Origin of the sequence: Ornithinibacillus jepli (assembly GCF_047228935.1) — a bacterium.
Classification (GTDB): domain Bacteria; phylum Bacillota; class Bacilli; order Bacillales; family Amphibacillaceae; genus Ornithinibacillus.
In genome coordinates, this window is sequence record NZ_JBFEGG010000001.1 from 153,538 (window position 1) to 171,357 (window position 17,820).

At 36.5% G+C, this 17,820-nt stretch carries 14 protein-coding genes and 2 riboswitches; of the genes, 8 read left to right on the plus strand and 6 right to left on the minus strand.

Features of this window, described 5'->3' with window-relative positions:
* The first annotated feature begins 51 nt into the window (after nt 1–51).
* The 5 genes from AB1K81_RS00760 (at nt 52) to AB1K81_RS00780 (ending at nt 7,001) form a co-directional block, all read left to right on the plus strand.
* The gene (locus AB1K81_RS00760; protein ID WP_412974741.1) at nt 52–1,965 is read left to right on the plus strand and encodes a beta-glucoside-specific PTS transporter subunit IIABC; all 1,914 of its coding nucleotides are present in this window, start codon (nt 52–54) and stop codon (nt 1,963–1,965) included.
* Nucleotides 1,966–2,031: 66 nt separating this feature from the next.
* Nucleotides 2,032–3,465, plus strand: coding sequence for a glycoside hydrolase family 1 protein (locus tag AB1K81_RS00765; RefSeq protein ID WP_412974742.1), 1,434 nt, complete (start codon nt 2,032–2,034; stop codon nt 3,463–3,465).
* A 62-nt stretch (nt 3,466–3,527) separates the two neighbouring features.
* Complete coding sequence (locus AB1K81_RS00770) at nt 3,528–4,967, plus strand: 6-phospho-beta-glucosidase (RefSeq protein WP_412974743.1); 1,440 nt, start codon at nt 3,528–3,530, stop codon at nt 4,965–4,967.
* Between the two features lie 82 nt (nt 4,968–5,049).
* Nucleotides 5,050–5,907, plus strand: a complete 858-nt coding sequence (locus AB1K81_RS00775) for a Cof-type HAD-IIB family hydrolase (protein WP_412974744.1) — start codon at nt 5,050–5,052, stop codon at nt 5,905–5,907.
* A gap of 149 nt (nt 5,908–6,056) precedes the next feature.
* On the plus strand, nt 6,057–7,001 hold the full coding sequence (locus AB1K81_RS00780; RefSeq protein WP_412974745.1) for a hypothetical protein: 945 nt from the start codon (nt 6,057–6,059) through the stop codon (nt 6,999–7,001).
* Nucleotides 7,002–7,030: 29 nt separating this feature from the next.
* Here the strand turns inward: AB1K81_RS00780 and AB1K81_RS00785 are convergent, their stop codons facing one another.
* From AB1K81_RS00785 to ssuE, 3 genes are all read right to left on the minus strand, one after another.
* The gene (locus tag AB1K81_RS00785; protein WP_412974746.1) at nt 7,031–8,833 is read right to left on the minus strand and encodes a cation:proton antiporter; all 1,803 of its coding nucleotides are present in this window, start codon (nt 8,831–8,833) and stop codon (nt 7,031–7,033) included.
* A 147-nt stretch (nt 8,834–8,980) separates the two neighbouring features.
* A complete protein-coding gene (locus AB1K81_RS00790; RefSeq protein WP_412974747.1) occupies nt 8,981–9,787 on the minus strand; it encodes a YitT family protein in 807 nt (268 codons plus the stop codon).
* Nucleotides 9,788–9,856: 69 nt separating this feature from the next.
* A complete protein-coding gene (ssuE, locus tag AB1K81_RS00795) occupies nt 9,857–10,384 on the minus strand; it encodes an NADPH-dependent FMN reductase (protein WP_412974748.1) in 528 nt (175 codons plus the stop codon).
* 115 nt (nt 10,385–10,499) lie between these two features.
* Nucleotides 10,500–10,610, minus strand: a riboswitch (SAM riboswitch).
* A 124-nt stretch (nt 10,611–10,734) separates the two neighbouring features.
* Nucleotides 10,735–10,843: riboswitch (SAM riboswitch) on the plus strand.
* A 99-nt stretch (nt 10,844–10,942) separates the two neighbouring features.
* On the opposite strand from ssuE, the gene AB1K81_RS00800 reads away from it, so the two are divergent.
* Together AB1K81_RS00800 and AB1K81_RS00805 are read left to right on the plus strand one after the other, a co-directional pair.
* Nucleotides 10,943–11,995, plus strand: a complete 1,053-nt coding sequence (locus AB1K81_RS00800; protein WP_412974749.1) for an LLM class flavin-dependent oxidoreductase — start codon at nt 10,943–10,945, stop codon at nt 11,993–11,995.
* An 18-nt stretch (nt 11,996–12,013) separates the two neighbouring features.
* Nucleotides 12,014–12,967, plus strand: coding sequence for an ATP-grasp domain-containing protein (locus AB1K81_RS00805; protein WP_412974750.1), 954 nt, complete (start codon nt 12,014–12,016; stop codon nt 12,965–12,967).
* A gap of 402 nt (nt 12,968–13,369) precedes the next feature.
* Here the strand turns inward: AB1K81_RS00805 and AB1K81_RS00810 are convergent, their stop codons facing one another.
* Complete coding sequence (locus tag AB1K81_RS00810) at nt 13,370–14,131, minus strand: SDR family oxidoreductase (protein ID WP_412974751.1); 762 nt, start codon at nt 14,129–14,131, stop codon at nt 13,370–13,372.
* Nucleotides 14,132–14,287: 156 nt separating this feature from the next.
* Here AB1K81_RS00810 and AB1K81_RS00815 point away from each other — a divergent pair, with 156 nt between their 5' ends.
* On the plus strand, nt 14,288–14,869 hold the full coding sequence (locus tag AB1K81_RS00815) for a TetR/AcrR family transcriptional regulator (protein WP_412974752.1): 582 nt from the start codon (nt 14,288–14,290) through the stop codon (nt 14,867–14,869).
* Nucleotides 14,870–14,972: 103 nt separating this feature from the next.
* Here the strand turns inward: AB1K81_RS00815 and AB1K81_RS00820 are convergent, their stop codons facing one another.
* Both AB1K81_RS00820 and AB1K81_RS00825 read right to left on the minus strand, forming a co-directional pair.
* Complete coding sequence (locus AB1K81_RS00820) at nt 14,973–17,225, minus strand: EAL domain-containing protein (protein WP_412974753.1); 2,253 nt, start codon at nt 17,223–17,225, stop codon at nt 14,973–14,975.
* A gap of 155 nt (nt 17,226–17,380) precedes the next feature.
* Nucleotides 17,381–17,692, minus strand: coding sequence for a hypothetical protein (locus AB1K81_RS00825; protein WP_412974754.1), 312 nt, complete (start codon nt 17,690–17,692; stop codon nt 17,381–17,383).
* Nucleotides 17,693–17,820: the final 128 nt, after the last annotated feature.

The window sequence follows — 17,820 nt, forward strand, 5'->3', positions numbered from 1 at the left end:
AACGAACATTCCGGGAATTAAAAAAATAAAGAGAAGAAAAGGTGGTCTATTATGAAGTACGAACAATTGGCAAAAGACATTATTGCTAATGTCGGCGGGGAAGAAAACGTTAATAGTGTAGTTCATTGTATTACAAGACTTCGCTTTAAATTAAAGGATGAAAAGAAAGCGAATACAGACGTATTAAAAAATATGGATGGTGTAGTAACCGTTATGAAAAGCGGTGGCCAATATCAAGTAGTTATTGGTAACCATGTACCTGATGTGTATAAAGCAGTAGTAACGGTTGGTGGATTCCAATCAGAAAATCAAGTTGAGGCTGAACCTGGAGAAAAAGGTAGTTTATTCAATCGATTTATCGATATGATTTCAGGAATTTTCACTCCTATTCTAGGAGTATTAGCAGCTTCTGGTATGATTAAAGGTTTCAATGCATTATTTGTTGCAATTGGATGGCTTGATGATACAGGAGGAACATATCAAATATTAAACGCAATCGGAGATGCGTTGTTCTACTTCTTACCAATCTTATTGGGATACACTGCAATGAAGAAATTTGGTGGAACCCCGTTCTTAGGTATGGTTATAGCAATGGCTCTAGTTTATCCGGCGCTTGAAGGTATACCAGGAGCAGGAGAACCGTTGTACACATTATTTGCAGGTACGATGTTTGAATCCCCTGTTTATATAGAATTCTTTGGAATTCCAGTAATCTTAATGACATACTCTATGTCCGTTATTCCAATTATCGTTTCTGCATTCTTTGCGGCTAAACTAGAAAGATTCTTTGCTAAAGTAATTCCGGATGTAGTTAAGATGTTCTTAGTTCCGATGTTTACACTATTAATCATCATTCCGATCACGTTTATTGTTATTGGACCAATTGCAACATGGGCAAGCTCTTTACTTGGACAGGCAACAGTTTGGGTGTATGAATTAAGCCCAGTTATTGCAGGAGCATTTATTGGAGGTTTCTGGTTAGTCTTTGTAATGTTTGGTTTACACTGGGGACTTGTTCCGATTGCAATCAATAACTTTACTGTTCACGGATCAGACCCAATCTTAGCTTTAATCTTTGTACACTCATTTGCATTAGCAGCTGCTATCTTAGCAGTTTGGCTTAAAACTAAAAATAATACTACTAAAACACTTAGTGCACCAGCATTCATTTCAGCAATCTTTGGTGTAACAGAGCCAGGTATGTATGGTATTGCATTACCGCTTAAAAAACCGTTTATCTTTACACTTATCTCATCTGCGATTGGTGGAGCATTATTAGGATTATTTGGTTCAATCGGATATGTAATGGGCGGACTTGGAGTATTCCAATGGCCAAGCTTTATTCATCCTGATGAAGGTTTAAACGGTGCATTTTACGGAACTATTCTCGCAGTTGTAGTTGGTTCTGTATTAGCATTCGTATTAACTTACTTCTTCGGAGGAATCAATAAAAATCAAGATAATGCTGCTACTACAACAACTAAAGAAAATACGGTAGTAAAAAACGTAAAAGAGGAAACAATCGCCAGCCCTTTACATGGGGAAGTTAAAAATTTAGCTGATATTGAAGATGCAGCATTCGCTTCAGGTGCTCTTGGAAAAGGTGTTGCAATTGAACCAACAGAAGGTAAATTATATGCACCAGTTTCTGGTACAGTATCTGCATTATTCCCAACGAATCATGCAATTGGAATTACGACAGAAGGTGGGGCAGAAATTCTAATTCATATTGGAATGGATACAGTTCAACTTGAAGGTAAGTATTTCACTGCTCATACTTCACAAGGAAGTCGTATTGAAAAGGGACAACTATTAATTGATTTTGATCTTGATGCTATTAAAGAAGCTGGATTTGCTTTAACAACACCAATTGTAATAACTAACCAAGATAATTATGAGATCAAACAGTTAAGTAGTTCATTAGTTAAGTCGCAAGAAGCATTATTTGAAGTAAAAAGTAATTAATAGTTGTGGGTATCTGCTGTAACGCTAGCAGATGCTCACAACAAACAAAATCTAGGAGGAATAACCATGACAAAACGTTTCCCAGAAGGATTTTTATGGGGCGGCGCAACTGCTGCAAACCAACTAGAAGGTGCTTACCAAGAAGGTGGCAAGGGACTTAATCTTGCTGATGTTTTACCAGGTGGTAAGGAAAGATTAAAATTATTAGGACAAACTGGTTTTAATTTTGAAATTGACAAATCCAAATATACGTATCCAAACCATGAAGGAATTGACTTCTATCATCGTTATAAAGAAGACATTGCCTTGTTTGCTGAAATGGGCTTTAAAGTGTTCCGTATGAGTATTGCTTGGAGTCGTATTTTCCCTAATGGGGATGAACTAGAGCCAAATGAGGAAGGTTTAGCGTTTTATGATCGCGTATTTGATGAACTCCATAAACATGGAATTGAGCCATTAGTTACGATTGCTCATTATGAGACACCTCTTCATTTAACGAAGGAGTATGGTGGTTGGAGAAACCGTGAATTAGTTGGTTTCTTTGAACGTTATGTAAGAGCAATCTTTACTAGATATAAAGACAAAGTGAAATACTGGTTAACATTTAATGAAATAAATGGTGCTACACATATGCCTTTACTTGGACTTGGTTTTTCACCAGAGAATGAAGAAACTCGTCTGCAAGATAGCTTCCAAGGTTTACATCATCAATTCGTAGCTAGTGCTCAAGCTGTAAAACTTGGTCATGAAATAATTCCGGATTCACAGATTGGCTGTATGTTAATTTATGCTCCAGTTTATTCGTATGACTCAAATCCGGAGAACGTTATGCACGCTAGACAAGAAGCAGATATATTTAATTTCTTCTGTGGAGATGTCCAAGTAAGAGGAGAATACCCTTACTTTGCGAAGCGTTATTTCCAAGAAAATAATATTAATCTAGAAATTCAAGATGGTGATTTAGAAACAATTAAAGAGGGAACGGTTGATTTTATCTCCTTCAGCTACTACATGTCACGTACAGACAAAAAAGAAAAAACACCTGAGGAATTAGGTGCTGGTAACCTTATTGGTGGAGTGAAAAATCCATTCTTAAAAGCGAGTGATTGGGGATGGGAAATCGATCCAGTAGGACTTCGTATTTCCTTAAACGAGCTTTATGGTCGTTACCAAAAACCGTTAATGGTGGTAGAGAATGGTTTAGGTGCGTATGACAAAGTAGAGGAAGACGGTTCTATTAATGATGATTACCGAATTGACTACCTTCGTGCACACATTGATCAAATGGGTGAAGCTATTGAAGATGGAGTTGAACTATGGGGTTACACGAGCTGGGGCTGTATTGACTTAGTAAGTGCATCTTCTGGTGAATACTCGAAACGATACGGATATATTTATGTAGATAAGCACGATGATGGTAGTGGAACATTAGAACGTAAACCTAAGAAATCTTTCTACTGGTATAAGGAAGTCATTTCTTCTAATGGAGAAAACTTATAAGAAAAAATAAAGATCAGTGGGGACTTCTTCCTCACTGTTCTATTTTTAAGGAGGATAAATTTATGTCTAAGAATTTAACTGGTTTTCCTGAATCATTCTTATGGGGTGGAGCTATTGCAGCAAACCAAACAGAGGGTGCATATTTAAAGGATGGAAAAGGACTAACAACAGTTGATCTTCTTCCAATAGGAGAAAAGAGATTTCCGATAATGATTGGAAAACTTCCTTCCTTTTCCCCATTAGAAGGAGAATTTTATCCGTCTCATGAAGCAATTGATTTTTATCATCGTTATAAAGAAGATATCGCATTATTTGCCGAAATGGGATTTAAAACATTACGTCTTTCCATTTCGTGGGCACGTATTTTTCCAAATGGAGATGAGATAGAGCCTAATGAAGCAGGATTACAATTCTACGATGATTTGTTTGATGAATTAAAGAAATATAATATAGAACCGCTAGTTACACTTGCCCACTTTGATGTTCCAGTCCATTTAGTAAAAGAATATGGCAGTTGGAAAAATCGTAAGCTAATAAGCTTTTTTGAAAACTATGCTAGAACTGTATTTACTCGTTACAAAAAGAAAGTAAAATATTGGTTAACATTTAACGAAATTAATATGTTACTACACCTACCTTATATAGGAGCAGGATTAGTGTTTGAAGAAGGTGAAGATGAAAAACAAGTAAAATATCAAGCAGCACATCACCAACTTGTTGCCAGTGCCCTAGCAGTAAAAGCTGGTCATGAAATTATACCAGATGCAAAAATTGGTTGTATGCTAGCAGCGGGAATGACTTATCCGTATTCTAGTAATCCGAATGATGTGATGGATGCGATGGATAAGGACCGCGAATCATTTTTCTTTATCGATGTACAGTCTAGAGGAGAATACCCAGGATATGCAAAACGATTCTTCTTGGAAAATGATATCGAATTGGATATGGAAGAGAATGATGAGAAAATCCTAAAAGAAAATACAGTGGATTATATTGGATTTAGTTATTACTCTAGCCGAGTTACTAGTACTGATCCAAAAATTCAAGAAAACACGACAAGTGGAAATGTGTTTGGATCGATTACAAATCCATACCTAGAAAAATCAGAGTGGGGCTGGACGATTGACCCGAAAGGACTGCGCATTACTGCAAATCAACTATATGATCGTTACCAAAAGCCATTATTTGTAGTAGAAAATGGTTTAGGAGCTGTTGACATACCGAATGAAGACGGTGCCGTAGTTGATGATTATCGTATTGCGTATTTAAGAGAACATCTAAAGGAAATGAAAGAAGCAATTCGAGATGGTGTTGATATAATCGGATACACAAGCTGGGGACCAATAGACATCGTTAGTGCTTCCACAGGCGAAATGAAAAAGCGCTATGGCTACATTTATGTAGACAGAGATAATCTAGGGAACGGAACCCTAAAACGTACAAAAAAGAAAAGCTTTGAATGGTATAAAAATATAATCCAAACAAATGGAAAAGAACTATAATTAGAGTGGGACAGGGGGACAGGTTCCTTGACCCAATTGGGTCAAGGAACCTGTCCCCCTGTCCCGTGAAAGGAAAGATAGAATGAAACTAATTGCGCTTGATTTAGATGGTACGACTTTAAATTCAAAAAATATAATTAGCAAAGAAAATTTAGATGCAATTCAAGGGGCACAAGAGCAAGGTCATATAGTCATGGTGTTGTCTGGACGTGCGCTAACTGAAATCAAACCTGAATTAGAAAAATATGGCTTAAAATGCCATATTGGTGCTAATAATGGAGCTTCCTTGTATGTAAATGATAGTTTAGAACAGATGATAGTATTGCAGCCAGATCAAGTTCAACCAATCGCATTAGAACTAGATAAGGAATATATCCCATTCATGTTGTCTACAAATAAAGGGGTTTTAGCTCCTAGCAATTGGGATGAGCGACTAGATAACGTGTTTTCTTCTCCTAATTTGTCAGAAGTAAGCTTTCCAAATATTGACTTAAACATGGCTAAAACCTTCCATAAACAGTATGAGATCTCACACTTCGATCAACTTGATGATATTTTACAAGACAAATCATATACAGTACAAAAGATTTTTGGTATCGCATTGGATTTAAAACAGAGAATGAGATTAGAAACATTTTTAAATTCAATTGATGGTATTAATATAGCTTCTACGTCCTTTTATTTTGATATTATGCACCACCAAGCTAGTAAAGGAAATGCTTTAAAATATATGGCTGACTATTTGAATGTTCCATTAGAAGATACAGTAGCTATTGGCGATGAAAGTAATGATATTTCAATGTTCAATATAGCTGGATTATCAGTCGCTATGGAAAATGCTAGCGATGACATCAAAAAACATAGTGATGTTGTAACTTTATCTAATGATAATCATGGTGTTGCTTATGCGATTAATAATTATGTGTTACATACGAAGTAAATTCGGAATGAGGCGACAACGTGCTTCTTTGTTACGTATATGCCCCCCAACTCAAAAGTTACTTGTCACTATATAAATATTTCTCATGATATACTAGAAATTGTATGTTGCCAAAATATAACAATCTGATTAGTGAGGAATGATATAAAATGAAGAAAGTATCTATCATAATTATGCTAGCTATTATAATGATTCTAGTAAGTGCTTGTTCACAAGATAAAGAAGAAGAGAAGTCTAATACCGAAAGTTCGTCCAGCACGGGAGATAATTCAGGAGTGGTTAATCAAGAAGATAGTGAAGAAGATCAACCTACTAATACGACAGAATCAGATGGCAATACACCTGACTTTGATGTAGAGGATTACTTAAATGAGCAGTATTCATTGGATAATACCCATTATGTCACGGAAGAATGGGTGAACGAAGAACTTGGGATAACAAACTATACCGTGAAGATTCTGCCTGATACGAAAGAATTTGGACAAGAGATTACGGATATATTTGTAAATGGCTCTCCTAATTTCGATGATGATAGAACAATAGAAATGTTTGAAGTGGCTGAAAAAATCATGAATGATTTACCTACTATCCATGATAACATTCATATAGATTCAGTTAATTGGGTGTCATATGATGGAGAATTCTCTGTCATGTTAATACAAGATTTTGAGAATAGTGGTTCAAATGTAGGCAATAAGGGAGACGACGAAACACTGTCCCACTATTCAAGTGAGCAAATTGAATATGCACGAGTTTGGTTGGAGCTTGGACCAAATCAAGCGTTAGAGGAATTGTACGTTCGGCATATCCCAGCTGGCACACCACTTAACCCGAATGATGATACCAGTGCTAGCTATCCTGAAGATGTAATCCAGTTAGCAGGTACTCGTTTAGTAGATGGAACGGTAACATATAGTGGTAATGGGGATGGGACGATTAATGTATACAATGTTCCTTTGCGATGGGATGGCAAATACCCTGCTGGTAAACAATTTTACACGGATATAATAGAAAACACAGAGCTAGTGTACATAGACCCAGGTGAAGATGAAAAAGTTATTAATTTAATTAACTTATTAAACTTAGATCAGTAGTAATAAGTTATCAATAAAAAGCTGGAGGATTAATCCTCCAGCACCAAAGCAACAAGTTGATCACCTTCATCAAGCATAAGCTTCTCTTTGTACGTGACAAAGACAATGTTTCCATTTTTCTTCTTCATACATAATGGCGTCCCGTTAAATGATAGTTCACCCTTAAGAACTGACTTTTTCTCCGTAATATCAAAACTCTTTATTTTATATCCAATATTGACCTTTTTATTTATTTCTGTAAATGTTTCACCTTCTCCAAAAAGAAGATTGGCTCTTAGTGATGACGGAATTGCTGTATCTGGAGTTTTATGACTATGCACTGGCAAGGCAAAAATATTTTGATAGCCAAACTCTGGAATGTACGATTGGCATACGAGTGCATTGTAAGCAGCATCCCCTGTCAACGATAAAATTATTTCATACGGAGCCATATCTATTTCGAATTCACTTTGCTCTGACAAAATTTCACCATGATACGTTTCAATTCCTAATCTTTTCGCTTGTTCTAAGCGAGTGTTAGAGGAGTCTGAAATCAATACTGGTGTCCCTAATTGTTTTAAATGATGAGCAAATGCTATGGAGAAGCTGCTTGCTCCGACCATAACAACTCCAGTAGATTCGGTATTGGCTAAGCCTAGTTTTCGTGCGATGGGACCGATCGTAAAACCATGTGCACAAACCGTAATGAATACTAAGGCTAATGTTAATGATGTTAAGATCGTTGCATTCGGATAACCATCCTCAACAAGAATCCCCGCAAAATAACCGGATACTGCAAGCGCTACTATTCCCCTAGGTGCAATCCAACCGACTAGCGTTTTTTCTTGTATTGTTAGTTCTGTTCCGATGGTAGAGACCCAGATGGATAATGGTCTAACGATAAATAACATGACTAAGACGAATATAATAATTGGCCATGTGAATACTTGCAAAATAGTCTCTTTCGTAAGAGAGGCCGTTAGTAATATAAAGACAGTCGATGTTAACATGACCGAGATATTCTCCATGAAATGATTAATACTACTTATGGAATGAACAAATTTCTTAGTTCTCGCTAACGTAAGTCCCATTACGGTTACCGCAAGCATTCCTGTCTCATGCATAATTGCTTCGCCAATGGTGAAACAAATGAGTACAAAACAAAAGGTGATAGGCGATTTTAGATATTCTGGAAACCAGCCTTTCCCCGCTAGAAAACTTACTAATAACCCAATTACAAATCCAACGATAACGGCTAAAAGTGCATCACCGAAAAACGGAATAAAATCACGGTAACTAAAACTTTCTGCTGAGGTGATTTTAATTATCTCGTACGCAAATAGCGCTAGCAACGGTCCGATTGGGTCCACTACAATACCTTCCCATTTCAATACAGAGGATACTCGAGAGGATAATTTTGCCTGTCTTAATAAAGGGATAATGACTGTCGGACCTGTTACGACAAATAAACCACCAATAATAAACGATATTTCCAAACTAAGTCCAGCTATAAAATGAGCAGCTAAGGACCCAGCAATCCAAGCTATAGTGGTACCTATCGTTACAATTCGGTACACAGACTTGGATATTCCTTTCAGCTCACGTACATCTAGGCTTGTACTACCTTCAAATAAAATTAGTGCCACTGCAAGCGAAATAATTGGACTGTAAAGACTTCCAAGTGCAACTTGTGGATTTATTAAGCCAAATATTGGTCCAATTAATAACCCGGCAAGAGACATAATAACAATGGACGGCCATTGAATTCTCCAACCCAACCACTGCGAAAAAATCCCAAGCGTAATTACAATAACGATACTAATTAGTGCAAATTCTGTATGTATATAGATCACCTTCTTTTTGTTCGATAAAAATATTTTATCACTGACTTTGGTTGGTAGCTAATGTAAGTTAGTTTTAACCAGACTTGCCAAATTATGTTTATGACACAATTAGATGAAAGGACATGTCTTAACTAAAAAAGCGGTCAAAACACCACGTTAATTCTTCGCAAATTCTCCATCAACTTCAACAGTAGAAAATATATTAATAAAGGCCTTTTCATCGTGTTTACGAACAATTTCTTTTATTTTTAACGTCTCATAACGTGTAACGACCATCATTAAAATTTGTTTCTTTTCCTCTGTGTATCCTCCGTACCCCTCTGTAATGGTAATACCTCGGTAAATGGATTGAAGTAAATCCTTTCTTATCTGATCACCTTTAGTCGTTACAATTTGCATCGTCAGTTTGATATGGCTCGTGTGAATGGTATCAATTACTTTCCCAGTCAAATAGATCGATAAAAGGGTGTATAATGCAATATCCCAACTGAAGACAAAACCAGATAAAAGTACAACGATTCCATTCATACCTGTAAGGAGAAGCCCTACACTAGTATTACTAATTCGGGAAATAATAATCGCTATAATATCTAGGCCACCAGAGGTTCCAGAATATTTCAGTATAACACCGACACCAATTCCACCTATAATTCCACCAAAAATCGTGGAAAGCAAAATATCGTCAGTTACAGCAACTACTGGCAAAATGTATAAAAAGAAAGAAAGTGAACCAACACAAACTAACGTATTGATAGTAATTACCTTTCCTAATTTAAAGTAGCCTAGAATTAGTAAAGGCAGGTTAAGAATAAATGTCAACAATCCTATATCCAATGGGGTGATTAATCCAATCAATATGGCAATACCACTAACGCCACTACTTAAAATACCAAAAGGGACTAGGAAGAAATTAAAGGCAAATGCAACAATTAAAGAACCGACTATGACGACTAAATTTTTCATGTTTTGAACTCTCCCTAGTGTTTACAATTTAGTTTAATGATCAACTTTTTAACGTACACTCGTGGTGTCTTATGTGAGTTTTACTAGTTCGCTAAAATAATCAAGCTGTTTTTTTGCCCTCTGTAATGTTTCCTCATTGATAATAGGCATTTTTTTCTGTTTATCAATATACTCATCCAATAAATAGAGACCTTTTAAATTATGCCCCTTTAATGTCGCTAATAATGGTTTAAGCGTATATTCAAGAGCTAAAAGATGTGAAGGACTTCCTCCGGTCATGATAGGAAGTATTGGCTTATGCTTTAAAGCATCCTGTGGTAAAAGATCAATCAATGCTTTTAAGACCCCAGAATATGCCCCCTTATAAACAGGTGATCCAATCAGGACACCGCGAGCGTTTTGGATTAATGCTATGATTTGTTTTATTTTTGGGTTGTTTACGTTCATTTCAAACAAATCTTGATAAGGTATATCTTTTACTGAAATATGGGTTACGGATAATTGCTTATCATTTAGAAGTGTCCCAAAATATTTTAATACCTGCTCTGAACCGGATAATTTGGCGGTGCTTCCAGATATCGTAATGATCTCACTCATACATGCTCATCCTTTCTTACTTTTCATGGTAGCTTAAGTTTTTACTTAGAAAAGCTCATAAAAAAATCCCTCATTCTTTGGATGAGAATAAAGGGATTTTACATAGTATGTTCATCTCTTATCTCTCAAGAATAATCTCGTCGGAATTAGCACCTTTCTGACTTAATTAGATCAGAGGTTGCTGAAGCTTCTTCGGGCCTGGTCCCTCGGCTTCTCTTGATAAGAAGTAGTTGTATATAATTATATTGTTATATTCTATTCGAATAAATCCTATCAGTCAAGTCGGAATTAATCTGTTGACAAGATACAAAGGATTACTTTATGATATAAAGCAATAATCAGATAATTTCATCTTATCCAGAGAGGTGGAGGGATATGGCCCTTTGAAGCCTCGGCAACAGGTTCTTTTAATTAGAATACTGTGCCAATTCCATCAAGCATATGCTTGGAAGATAGGAGAGTGCTACGTTATTTTTAGTATTAATCTCTTTTCCTATCTAGGAAAAGGGATTTTTTTATATTTTACAATCAAAACATAATAGGATGAGGAGGAATTTTATGAAATATGGTTTTTGGTTACCAATTTTTGGTGGGTGGTTACGGAATGTTAAAGAAGAAAATATGCCACCTACGTTTGAGTATGCAAAGAAAGTAATCCAATCTGCAGAAGAATGGGGCTATGATACAACCTTAATTGCTGAACTATACTTAAATGATATTAAAGGAACAGACAAGGATTCCCTAGAAGCATGGTCAACTGCAGCGGCCTTAGCAGCAGTTACCGAGAAAATTGAAATCATGACAGCTGTTCGCCCAATATATCATAACCCTGCCGTAACAGCAAAAATGGCCGCAAATATTGACCATATTAGTAATGGCCGTTTTACCTTAAATATTGTTTCAGGATGGTGGGTCGAAGAAGCAAAACAATATGGTGGGGATTTCACCGAACACGATGAGCGGTATGATCGTACAGAAGAGTTTATTGAGATTTTAAAAGGATTATGGACAGAAGATACGTTTTCCTATGACGGGAAATTCTATCAAATAGAAAATACCAAACTATCACCTAAACCAGTGCAGCGTCCTAATCCAATTTTATATGCGGGTGGTGAAAGTGAAAAAGGGAAACAAATTATTTCATCGCTTTGTGATGCCTATGTAATTCATGGACATACGGTAGAGGAGGCAAAAGTTAAGATTACAGACATGAAAAAGCGTCGAGAAGAAGCGGGGCGTGAACCTCTTGCAACTATTGGAATGGCCGCTTATGTCATTTGTCGCGATACGGAGGAAGAAGCACAGGAAGAATTAAAACGAATCACTACGGTAAAAGATTTAAGTGGTTATGCAGGGTTTAAAGATTTTACTTCTAAATCAGAGCTGGAACAACAAATCCAGTTACAAGATTATTCCGTATCCAATCGGGGAATCCGCCCTAATCTAGTAGGTACACCTGAGCAGATAGCGAAACAAATACTAGCTTTTGAGGAGGTAGGGGTAGATTTATTATTACTACAATGTTCCCCACAGCTAGAAGAACTCGAGCGTTTCTCCAAGCAAGTTATGCCAAAAGTAGAAGAATTACGCTCCGCATTAACAAAAAACTAAAGTAACGGGGGATTAAAGATGAGTAAAATATATGTCATACATGAGAATAGTGAATGGACAGAACATCTATTCAAGAGATTAGAAGAGTTAAATCTACCATATGAAGATTGGAATCTGGTAAATGGTACTGTCGACCTAGCTTCTGTTCCACCTGAGGGTGTCTTTTATAGTAGAATGAGTGCGTCTTCCCATACACGAGGACATCGGTTTGCCCCGGAGTTCACGAGCGCTGTTCTTTCTTGGTTGGAACACCATGGTAGGGTAGTCATTAATGGAAGTCGTGTCCTTCAGTTTGAGTTAAGTAAGGTCTTACAATATTTGGAGCTTGAGAAATTTGGAATTAAGACACCGAGAACGATTGCTGCAGTTGGAAAAGATGAAATTTTAAAAGCAGCCAAGGAGTTTGAAGGGAAGAAATTTATTACGAAGCATAATCGAGCAGGTAAAGGGCTTGGGGTACAACTTTTTACTTCTGTAGAAGCATTGCAACACTATGTGAAAGGGGAGAGCTTTGAGGAGCCAGTAGACGGAATAACATTGCTTCAGGACTATATTGAGTCTCCTGAGTCTTTTATTACACGCTGTGAGTTTATAGATGGAAAGTTTTTCTATGCTCTACGTGTCGACACTTCAGAAGGCTTTGAATTATGTCCTGCTGACGCATGTACCATTGATGATCTTTTTTGTCCTGTAGGAGAAGAGAACTCCAAACCAGCGAAGTTCCAAATCAGGGAAGGATTTGAACATCCAGTTATTGAAAAATATGAGCGATTGTTAGCAGCAAATCATATTAAAATAGCTGGTATTGAATTTATCGAGGATAAGCATGGAAATATTTTCACTTATGATATTAACACGAATACGAACTATAACAGTGAGGCAGAGGCAGCGAGTGGAAAATACGGGATGCTTGCTGTTAGTGAGTATTTAGAAAGAGAACTGAATAAGGTTGCGGAAACCGTGGAGAGGTAATATTAACGGTATATGAGGTGGGGACAAAATTATTTTAGTTAAACGAATAACCGAATATAGTTCACCTACCACGCACCGGAAATATATTACACTTTCACTTCCAGCACAAGTGCGACATCTGCTCGAAAAGACCTCGCAGTGTCTTCTTTGCCGTGGGCGGCTGGTGAGCCCCCTCGTGCTAACGCACTTGCGGGGTCTCACCGATGCCTTTCCTACCGCTGGAGTCTCCGTATATTTCCGGTGCTGGTAAGGTCTATTATCTGGCTTTACATTTGTACTATTTTGTTATGTCCCAACCGCTTTTAATCTTAAGATAATTTTATGCTATTGACTAAGTGGGCAAAGTTGCGCGTGATTCTCATATTTCCTGTAGGCGCGACTTCTTCCCCCATATAAAAAACATTAAAACGCTGCAGTCCAACCACCATCAGCTGTAAATACCGTACCGTTTACAAAGCTTGATTCATCAGAAGCAAGGAATAATGCTACTTGAGCGATTTCTTCCGGTTGACCAACTCTAGGGATGACACCTTGTACCGGCTTGGTACGTTCCATACCAAACTGATTAATATTTTTCATCGATGCAGAAATATTTGTTGCAACTGCACCTGGTGCAATCGCATTACAACGGATTCCTTTTTGTGCATACATGTAACCAGTGTTTTTCGTTAATCCGATTACTGCGTGTTTAGAAGCTCCGTATGTTGCACCTGCATGAGCACCATTTAATCCACCAGTTGAAGCTGTGTTAATAATGTTTCCTTTTCCTTTTTCTAAGAAAATAGGAATCGCTTTACGCATTGCACGCATAACACCTTTTGTATTGATGTCAAAAATTAAATCCCAACGCTCGTCTAGGATATCTCCAACCGGTTCAAATCCATCCATAATACCAGCATTGTTAACTAAAATGTCTAACGTTCCAAATTCGTTCACTGCTGTATCAATCATATTATCAATATCGTCTTGTTTCGCAACGTTAACTTGTACTGCCTTTACTACGCCACCTTTTTCGTTGATTGCGCTTACAACTGCTTCCGCACCTTCCATATTAAGATCGGCTACAATTACTTTCGCACCCTCACTTGCATAAAGTTCTGCGATAGCTTTCCCCATACCAGAAGCTGCACCTGTTACAATTGCTACTTTGTCTTGTAATTTCATTCCATATTCCTCCTTTTAACTTGAAAAAATATAATGAACATGTGTACAGTAAAATTATACGACACGTCCTACTATATAACAAACAACGGAAAGCCTGAAAAACGTTGATTATTCAACACTTTTTAGAGTTTGTGTTCATTTAGAGGTGACAAAATTATGAAACATGATTTAAGAGTGGTCAAAACACAGGAAAGTTTGCGACATGCCTTATTGGAGTTGCTCAAAACGAAACCGCTTGAGGCGATTTCTGTTGCGGAATTATGTCGCTTAGCACAAATTAATCGCGGAACATTTTATACTCATTATAAGGATGTTCATGAGGTATTTAAGCGCTATTTAGAAGTAATAGTGGAAGACTTTAGAAGTGCGTACGAGGAACCATATATTAAAACCAGATTTCGAATCGAAAACATGACGGAAGATATGATTCAAATTTTCCATCATGTAAAAAAGTATCAGGATTTTTACCAAATTGTTTTTAGTGCGCAGATTCCGATGATGTATTATTATTTATTGTTTGATTCTGTACGCTCTTTTATGGAAGACTCCTTAGCAAAAACGTATATGGATTCCGAAGATGAAGGGTTAATAGAATACCTGCTAAGCTATCAGACTAATGCCATTTTAGGATTGTTGATACAGTGGCATCGACGGGGGTATGAGACAGCTGCAGAGGAATTAAATAAACAATTAATCAAAATCCTTACCTTGAGCAGCCCTTTTCGTAGGCTAGGTTGAATAGGTAGTGGGGAATCCTCACTTCCTTGTTTTCTCTGCATTTAATGAAACACATAGTTTCCTTACATCTTTATGCTTGAAATAATACAAACCCTTCTTTTCACTATAATTTCCTTTTCTTCAGAATCTCTTCCAATGCGTCTGCAGCTACTGGTTTACTAAATAAATAGCCTTGACCTAATATATCACGATTACTGATTTCAAGTAAGATAGTTCGTTGTTCCTCATACTCAATGCCTTCGATGATAACTTCCAAGCCTAAATTGTAGCCTATATTCATAATAGTTCTTACCATAGCAATATCTGTTTCGGATAAATCTTGGATAAAAGAACGATCGATTTTAATCGCATTTATCGGCAATGTCTTTAAAACGGATAGAGAGGAGTAGCCTGTGCCAAAATCATCAATGGCTGAAAGGATTCCCATATTCCGTAACTCATGCAGAATACTAGTAGAATCCACAATATTTTGCATAATACTCTCGGTTATTTCTAATTCAATATCGTTAGGATTGACCCCGGTTATAACTAATATATCTTTTAAATTCATTAGAAAATCTTTATGTTGAAACTGACCAACGGAAACATTGATACACATTTTTAACTGGTAGTATCCCTTCTTCTGCCAGCGTACTAATTGTTTACAAGCATTGGAGAAAACCCAGTTACCAATTGAAACAATTTGTCCTGTTTCTTCAGCTAGTGGAATAAATTCATCTGGAGCGATATAACCCAGTGTTGGATGTTTCCATCGTAATAAGGCTTCTACTCCAATAATTTCACGTGTTCGTAAGTCCACTTTAGGCTGGTAATGAAGCAAGAGTTCATTTCTAGTGATGGCATGGCTTAAGTCATTTTCTATCTGCATTCTTCTAGCCATTTTATTATTTAATTCAACACTATATAATTCATATGAATTTCGACCTTTACTTTTAGCAAGATACATCGAGGTATCAGCATTTTTTAGTAAAACCTCACTAGTAGTTCCGTTTTCTGGATAAAGGCTAATACCGATACTGGGGGTAATGGATATATGATAATGACTAACCGTCAAGTCTTTAGAAAAATTGTCTAAAATAGTTTCGGCAATGCTAGTACTATACGCCTCCGTTGCCTCCTGAAGGATAATGATAAATTCATCACCACCAACTCGATACACACGATCATTTGCTGAAATGGATTGTTTCAGTCTAATGGCGCATTCCTGTAAAAGCTGGTCACCAATTTCATGCCCTAGTGTATCGTTAATGTTTTTAAACCGGTCAAAATCCAAGAGCATGACAGCAAATTTTTTTCGGTGTTCTTTTGCAAAGCTAATAAGTTCTTCAATATCTCCTAAATAACTAGATCGATTGAGTAGGCCGGTAAGTGTATCATGGTACGCATGATACCAAAGATCATGTAGAAGCTCACGATGCTTTTTCATCATGATGATTTGTCTAATGACGATGACTATGATAGAAAGGATAAGCCCTAATACTAGTGCATTCCAGATCCAACCGGTACTTTCCATGACAAGAAAAGCTAACAAGATAACACTTAAATTAAGTAATAAACCGGTATCTCCTCGATTAGGAAACGAATTTGGTTTCCAGATAGTTTCTTCCTCGAATATTTTAACATTAAAATTCGTGAATCCTAAGAAAAGGATAGCTAGCGACCACATTGGATCGATTATCCCACCTATTTCGTATTGATTACTGGTTAATAAGTAGACATAAAGAGTATCATTCAAGATTTGGATCAAGAAACCGATGGAAAGGAATAAGAATGCACCAAACTCCTTTGTATATCGAGTCATAAAAAAAATATTAATAGAAAGGAACCCAATACCTATATCAAGGATAGGAAATAGAATGTATAAAAGGGCAGCATACTCAGTTGATATTTGAATGATTGGATGGATTAAATAATGAACACTAAACGAAATAGCCGTAATCATAAAAATTAATATATTAAATAGAAAAGGACCCATGGATAACGATTTGTATAATAATTTTAATTTATATATTAGGGCAGTTAAGAAAAATACATACTCCAATAACCAAAGAATAAAGGACACCGTGGGATAGTCTGTTTCTCCAATAACTACTAAATTGACTAACCAGATGAAATTGGATAAAAGGTAAAGGCTTATCCCTAGATTTAGTAAAATGATGAATATTCGATGTTCGGTTGATAAAATACGATATGGCCTAAACAACCAATAAATAGCAACCGATGCTCCAATAATCGGAAATAGTGAAGTAACAAATACTCGCATCCAAGTATCATCTGCATAAATCCATAGCCAACCATAATAAGTGGCTAAGTACATGATGATAAATAGTGCGGCACTTCGTTTTTGTCTCGGCATAATCGTTTCACCACGCTTATTTAGATTACTATGGTGTTAGTATCCATGAAATAAGGATGGGTATACGATAAATTTCAAATGAATGAAGGGGATATATTATATGAAAATGGTATTGAGGGAAGTGGTGTTACCAAGTACCAAGTTGTATCGATCTACTATTTACTCTCCAGAATTTCGCTTTTTGAAATAGATTGATTATTAATTTTTAAGTTATGATGAAAAACTATTTTTCCATCCACGATATCCTTCTCTGTTAACATACTTGGTATTGGATAATCAATTAGTTTTCCTTCGATATCGTAGAATAGATATCCTTCTTTTTCATCATAGATGAAGGAATTTATTTTCATATTTGGTGTAATAAAAAGGGTTATCTTTTCCTGTTCATTCCAAATCATTTTAATTAGAACTTTCTTCTTAAGCTTCTTTTCGACTAGTGCTTTCCATTCTGTTAGTGAGATTTCCATTGTTGTTCCTCCAAACTTTTGTTATTAGTTTACCACGAATGCTGTCATTCCTCTCTAAAAATAATAAAATAGAACACAATAAATTGGTAAGAATAAGATAGTATAACCCAACTATTGTATGAGGAAGA

What these genes read in the sequence shown, in the direction of transcription:
- AB1K81_RS00760 (WP_412974741.1), top strand. Translation starts at nt 52, where the DNA reads ATGAAGTACGAACAATTGGCAAAAGACATTATTGCTAATGTCGGCGGG.
- AB1K81_RS00765 (WP_412974742.1), top strand. Translation starts at nt 2,032, where the DNA reads ATGACAAAACGTTTCCCAGAAGGATTTTTATGGGGCGGCGCAACTGCT.
- AB1K81_RS00770 (WP_412974743.1), top strand. Translation starts at nt 3,528, where the DNA reads ATGTCTAAGAATTTAACTGGTTTTCCTGAATCATTCTTATGGGGTGGA.
- AB1K81_RS00775 (WP_412974744.1), top strand. Translation starts at nt 5,050, where the DNA reads ATGAAACTAATTGCGCTTGATTTAGATGGTACGACTTTAAATTCAAAA.
- AB1K81_RS00780 (WP_412974745.1), top strand. Translation starts at nt 6,057, where the DNA reads ATGAAGAAAGTATCTATCATAATTATGCTAGCTATTATAATGATTCTA.
- AB1K81_RS00790 (WP_412974747.1), bottom strand. Translation starts at nt 9,787, where the DNA reads ATGAAAAATTTAGTCGTCATAGTCGGTTCTTTAATTGTTGCATTTGCC.
- ssuE (WP_412974748.1), bottom strand. Translation starts at nt 10,384, where the DNA reads ATGAGTGAGATCATTACGATATCTGGAAGCACCGCCAAATTATCCGGT.
- AB1K81_RS00800 (WP_412974749.1), top strand. Translation starts at nt 10,943, where the DNA reads ATGAAATATGGTTTTTGGTTACCAATTTTTGGTGGGTGGTTACGGAAT.
- AB1K81_RS00805 (WP_412974750.1), top strand. Translation starts at nt 12,014, where the DNA reads ATGAGTAAAATATATGTCATACATGAGAATAGTGAATGGACAGAACAT.
- AB1K81_RS00810 (WP_412974751.1), bottom strand. Translation starts at nt 14,131, where the DNA reads ATGAAATTACAAGACAAAGTAGCAATTGTAACAGGTGCAGCTTCTGGT.
- AB1K81_RS00815 (WP_412974752.1), top strand. Translation starts at nt 14,288, where the DNA reads ATGAAACATGATTTAAGAGTGGTCAAAACACAGGAAAGTTTGCGACAT.
- AB1K81_RS00820 (WP_412974753.1), bottom strand. Translation starts at nt 17,225, where the DNA reads ATGCCGAGACAAAAACGAAGTGCCGCACTATTTATCATCATGTACTTA.
- AB1K81_RS00825 (WP_412974754.1), bottom strand. Translation starts at nt 17,692, where the DNA reads ATGGAAATCTCACTAACAGAATGGAAAGCACTAGTCGAAAAGAAGCTT.